We start from the raw sequence: 4,890 nt of genomic DNA on the forward strand, positions 1-4,890 counted from the left end.
TGCCTGATTACTGAATAAATCGCTCTCCGGTAAACCCGGGGCAGTTCAGGGTGCAGGGCACAGCGCGTTCTCGTCGTTGCTCCCGCGAATGCCCGGTGGGTGTGGGACCGGGAAATCAGAGGCTGGTCCGGAACAGACCGTATTTTTCATGTCGAGGAATCTCTTCAGGATCTGACGGATCTGCCCGATGCCGGGTGGGCAATCGTAACCTATGATGTTCTGACCGCCCGGGCTGGAAAGTTTACGCCACCGGACACTGCAACGGCGAGCTGGCTTCGGACGAAGCTGCGGGAAGCTGGCCATTATCAGGTTCGTGCGGCGGCCGAGATGCCAGGTAAGGAGAAGAAAAGTGCCAGCCAGCTGGCCGCAGAAGAGGGACGCGATGAGGGTGATGGCAAGTTCACGCCTTTTCATTTTGATGCGCGGATCAATCCCGAGATTGGAAATGTGTTACGCAATTTGCTGATGCCAGCCGGTCGGGGGATCAGCAGCCAGACGATGACGCTCCTGCATCGGATGGGCCGACGCCTGTCTTCCGAAATGCTGCATGCTCTGATGGCGTGGGAACCCGACGTGGTCTTCGCCGATGAGGCCCATCGTATCAAGAACAGGGATGCCGGGCGTACCCGTGCCGTTCGCACCCTTATCGAGGATTGCTCACGGGGTGCGGTTCTCCTGACCGGCACCCCTTTGCGCAACCACGGCGGAGAGGGGGCGAGCCTGATCGAAGCCATTCTTCCCGGTGCCCGGGATCGTCTTGCAGGAGCACTGGCCCAGGGTCACCGACGGTCGGACCGAAATGCTGCGCAGGATGCGGCGGTAGCGGAAATCTTCAAAACGATCATGGTCAGGCGGCTCAAGGCCGATGTGCTCGATCTGCCGGACAAGATCAGGCAGTGGGTGGAGATTGCACCGCAAGGGGAAGCCCTGTGGCACTATGACGAGGTCATGGAGCAGATTTTGCAGACTGTCGGGCGGGAAATTGCAGGCGGTACCACGTCAGGCGGCATTGCAAAAGCCATCATGGGTCTCCTTTCATCTGCCCGCAAATGGCTTGGTCTTGCCAAGGTTGCCAATCCAGCCACGGTGGATCTGATTGATGATGTGGTTGAGGCCAAAGGAGCGTGTCTGGTCTTCGCGCATCATCGTGGCGTGATTGCGGAACTGGAGAAACAGCTCCGCCGGCGCGGTCGATCCGTTGTGACAGTCCATGGCGAGACGCCTGATCGTGAGCGTGCGGGCGCAGAGCAAATGTTTCAAAAAGGAAAGGCCGAGATCTTTCTGGGTTCGATCAACGCGGCGGGTGAGGCTCTGACCCTCCATCGTGCTGACACCTGCGTGTTTGTGGAGCTCGACTGGGTTCCGGCGGCGATGCATCAGGCTGAGGATCGCGGACACCGGGCAGGTCAGATGGCGAAAGGCTATCACATCATCAGTCTTCTGGCGCATATGCCCGACAGGCAGAATCTGGATGAGTACGTTGCCAAAGTTCTCATTGAGAAACTCGCCAACATCAACACGATCCTCGACGAAAAGGCTGGTATTGTCGGCAGGCGCATCGAGGGGACGGATGCCAGTGTAAGAAGCCGTGTGATCGCCGCCCTGATGTCTGAAGCCCAGCGGTCGGAAGTTGCAAAGAACGCCCAGGTCGCGGTCACGCGGAAGAGGGCACTTCCTCGCTCCAAAAAACAGTAACGCTTTTCAGGCCGGTAAGATCAGTTCGAATCTATAACGACTTAAGCTGGTATTTTTCAGAAACGAGTCTCGTGAACTCTGGTACGGTTAACGGTGCAGTATTTCTTGTTCTGTTTTTATTGTGTGATCTGATCCTAATTTTTCCGGGATGTTGAGGTCTCACACCCTAAATTCCCCAAAGAAATTTGTTCTTTTCCGATCTGGTATCGGTTTTTTGCGTGTGGGTTCCTCGTCCCGCAATACTTGTAAACGAGAAAGTCAATGTCCGACCACACAACAATTTCTTCCGCTGTAGAGGCGGATCTTATGCAGCTCGTGGCCCTGCACCGGCTGCTTGACTTTGCCATAAGCCAATCGCTCGAAGGTAATACGGACGATCGCATTCTGGAGGGCGTCGTCATTCTGACGCGCATGATTGGACGCAAGGTCCGGTGCGTGACCAGCAAGATTCTGGATGGCGAAGGCTCCGGCTGCGACTGACGCATTCCTCCTCACTCATATCCCTTTCTTCCATTAACAGGCGCGCTCAAATCGCGCCTGTTCTCGTTTCATTAGGAAAATAAAGAATGTTTCGCGCTTCAGAAGACGCTACGCCCTCCCGTTTTCACCCCACCGAAGCTGATCTGATCACCTATCGGGATCTGGCCCGTGCCCTCGGTGCTCCACCGAGCGAGGCCATCTGCCGGTACCTCGGCCCGGCTGGCCAACATCTGGTGTTCATCGGTGAGTCCGGTCAGCGGGACTGGGCCCGCGTCGACGCCCAGGCACGGACACGCTGGCCCGATCTGCCACCGACAGGGAAGATTGCTTCTGATGGCAAGACACTGGAGTCCCTTCCTGAACGCATCGTTTACCAGATACTGGCTTCTTTGAAGCACGAGGATATGGAAATCGATCTCCATCAGCCGATCATGGCTGACCTCGGGGTGGAGAAAGCGGACCTGACATTGCGCAGGAGAAGTTCTGCCTGCTTTATCGAGGTCATCGGTTCCTGTGGTCCCAACCGCATTACCCGGAACGACCACGAGTTGCGGGGACTGGAGCGGTTCGAGCGGCGTGAAGCCTTCTACCGCCGTGTTGGCATCACCCCAGTCTGCATCTTTCTCGATCTTTTGGCGCGTCCAGAAGACCTGAAGGCACTCTGCCGGTCTCTGGTGGACCGGATCGCTGACGACGGGCGTGACAGAGAGATGTCGCTATAAGGGCAAGGACCGATGCCTGAGGCGTGGGGTGACCGGAACCGGAGCTCCCACGTCAGGAATGGTAGCGCACGACATCAGTTTTGGTATCTGAAGCGCAATCGAACGATGTCAAAAATTGCGAAAAAACCGTCTTGCCGTTTCAGGAATGTCTCATACCCTGATTTTAACAGGGAAATTGGTCATTGATTCGATGTTCTGGTTCCGATCGTTGAGTGAAGCCAGTTTCCTCTTGTGGAGGCTGAAGGAATGTCCAGTACAAGAATAGATAAATGGAATCTGGCAGGAGCGCACTCTGCCAGTGCACATCTCCGACTATATACTCAAAACAGAAGAGTATGCAGAATGTCGGCGGCTAAAAGCGGAGCTCTGGAAATAGAGTTTCATGGTCTGCTGCGTTACCCTGAAGCGGCAGCGTATATCGGTCTTGCAGAAGGAACATTACGGAACCAGCATGAGGCGTTGGGAATTCGGTCGTTGAAAATCGGTCGGATCCGGTGTTTTCGTATCGAGGATCTGGATGATTTTATTGCGAGGAAGATGCTGGAAACAGAGAGAAAGCAACTCCCGAAAAAGCGTCGGGGTCGCGGCGAGAGTCTGGTCTTCAGTCCGGATTTCAGTTTCTGGATTGTGATCGCAGCACTATTGCTTGTAGCTCTGATCAGGCTGTCATTCGTGACAGCCTGACGGAAACGCTATTGCTTGTCAGAAAAGTTACGCTTTTCATATGCGATGGCTTTGGCGGCCAAATCTTCCGTGTGAGGCTGGTAGTACCGGTCAAGGGATTTGATATCTTTATGACCTGTCACCCGGCGGAGTTCGAGCGGGTTGGTGTAAATCCGTGCGAGGCGGCTTGTCGCCTCATGCCTTAGGTCATGGAAGGTGAGGTCCCGAAGGCCAGCTTTCTTCGTCATCCGTCCGAACCGCACGGAGAATGCGTCTTTGCTGCCAATATCAAAGACGAGATCTCCGGGCCGGCTGGATTTGCGTTGTGCCTGAAGGGCCCGCAGCAGGCGGGCCGCACCAGGTGTCAGGGGACGGATTTCCGGGCCACGTTCGATGGCGCGATGCATGGTCTTCGTTTTTTCCAAGGATAAAGCGTGACGATCAAAATCGACGTCACGCCAGCGGAGTGTCTGGGCTTCCTCCCGTCGCGTGCCTTGTTCAATGGCAAATTGGACGAAGATTACATCATCAGGCCAGGGCGAAGTTGCCATGGCTTCCAGCAGGCGGTCGTATTCATCGCCAATCAGACGACGGTTGCGCTTCTTGTCTGCGCCAGCGGGCCGCTTGACCGCCGTTGCGGCAGCCGGATTTTTTGAAAAGGGCAGGTCCCACTCCGCGATCGCATGCTGGCAGATCGCGGCCAGCAGGTTGAGCCGTTTGACAACCGTCGCAGCACTGTATTTCTCAGCCAGTCGATCTCGGAAGCCGCGAACTGCCATCGGGGTCAGATCGACCAGCGCAAGCTGTGCGATCTCGTCCTGAAGAATGGAGGGGATGTGACCTTTGCGATCATTTTCCCGGGTTTGCATTTCCTCGCGTACATAACGGTCGACCAGGTCGCGGACAGTCTGACGTTCCAGCGGTCGCGTGTCCTCAAATTGTCCGAGTTCCAGTTTGGCGGCCGTCGTGTCCAGCCAGCGCCGGGCGAGTTTGGCCGAGGAGAAGGTTTGATGGATCCGCTCTCCGCCTGCAATGCGCTTGCGGGCCCGATACTGGCCCTTGCCGCGATACTCTACGCCTGCGGGAAGAGCGCGGCCTGTCGCTGGATCAATTTTAGCAGAAGTGATTCGATCTTTCATGGTGAGCCTCGCTTGGGCCCAGCATAGCCTTTTTATGGGCCCATTGGGACCATGTGCTTATCGTCTTTTTTGGCGATGGGCCCAAGGTGGGCCCAAAAGCAGTCAATCATTCCGTGACCAAAACTCTAAGTCATTGGAAAGATTGGCGTCCCGTACGGGATTCGAACCCGTGTTGCCGCCGTGAAAGGGCG

At 56.1% G+C, this 4,890-nt stretch carries 5 protein-coding genes; 4 read left to right on the forward strand and 1 reads right to left on the reverse strand.

What is annotated here, in order from left to right:
- Window positions 1-99: 99 nt before the first annotated feature.
- The 4 genes from Abin_RS16190 to Abin_RS12330 all read left to right on the forward strand — a co-directional run bounded on the left by Abin_RS16190 (window position 100) and on the right by Abin_RS12330 (window position 3,581).
- The gene (locus tag Abin_RS16190; protein WP_048847378.1) at window positions 100-1,695 is read left to right on the forward strand and encodes a helicase-related protein; all 1,596 of its coding nucleotides are present in this window, start codon (window positions 100-102) and stop codon (window positions 1,693-1,695) included.
- A 261-nt stretch (window positions 1,696-1,956) separates the two neighbouring features.
- Window positions 1,957-2,175, forward strand: a complete 219-nt coding sequence (locus tag Abin_RS12320; protein ID WP_024716921.1) for a hypothetical protein — start codon at window positions 1,957-1,959, stop codon at window positions 2,173-2,175.
- 86 nt (window positions 2,176-2,261) lie between these two features.
- Complete coding sequence (locus tag Abin_RS12325) at window positions 2,262-2,897, forward strand: hypothetical protein (RefSeq protein WP_048847382.1); 636 nt, start codon at window positions 2,262-2,264, stop codon at window positions 2,895-2,897.
- Between the two features lie 342 nt (window positions 2,898-3,239).
- Window positions 3,240-3,581, forward strand: coding sequence for a MerR family transcriptional regulator (locus Abin_RS12330; protein WP_255319440.1), 342 nt, complete (start codon window positions 3,240-3,242; stop codon window positions 3,579-3,581).
- Between the two features lie 8 nt (window positions 3,582-3,589).
- Here the strand turns inward: Abin_RS12330 and Abin_RS12335 are convergent, their stop codons facing one another.
- Window positions 3,590-4,699: an integrase gene (locus tag Abin_RS12335; protein WP_048847386.1), complete on the reverse strand. Its 1,110-nt coding sequence runs from the start codon at window positions 4,697-4,699 to the stop codon at window positions 3,590-3,592.
- Between the last annotated feature and the right edge of the window lie 191 nt (window positions 4,700-4,890).

Origin of the sequence: Acetobacter indonesiensis, from assembly GCF_000963945.1 — a bacterium.
Classification (GTDB): Bacteria; Pseudomonadota; Alphaproteobacteria; order Acetobacterales; family Acetobacteraceae; genus Acetobacter; species Acetobacter indonesiensis.

Bases quoted from the DNA above. Each gene is read 5' to 3' on its own strand.
- Abin_RS12320 (WP_024716921.1), top strand. From the start codon at position 1,957: ATGTCCGACCACACAACAATTTCTTCCGCTGTAGAGGCGGATCTTATG.
- Abin_RS12325 (WP_048847382.1), top strand. From the start codon at position 2,262: ATGTTTCGCGCTTCAGAAGACGCTACGCCCTCCCGTTTTCACCCCACC.
- Abin_RS12330 (WP_255319440.1), top strand. From the start codon at position 3,240: ATGTCGGCGGCTAAAAGCGGAGCTCTGGAAATAGAGTTTCATGGTCTG.
- Abin_RS12335 (WP_048847386.1), bottom strand. From the start codon at position 4,699: ATGAAAGATCGAATCACTTCTGCTAAAATTGATCCAGCGACAGGCCGC.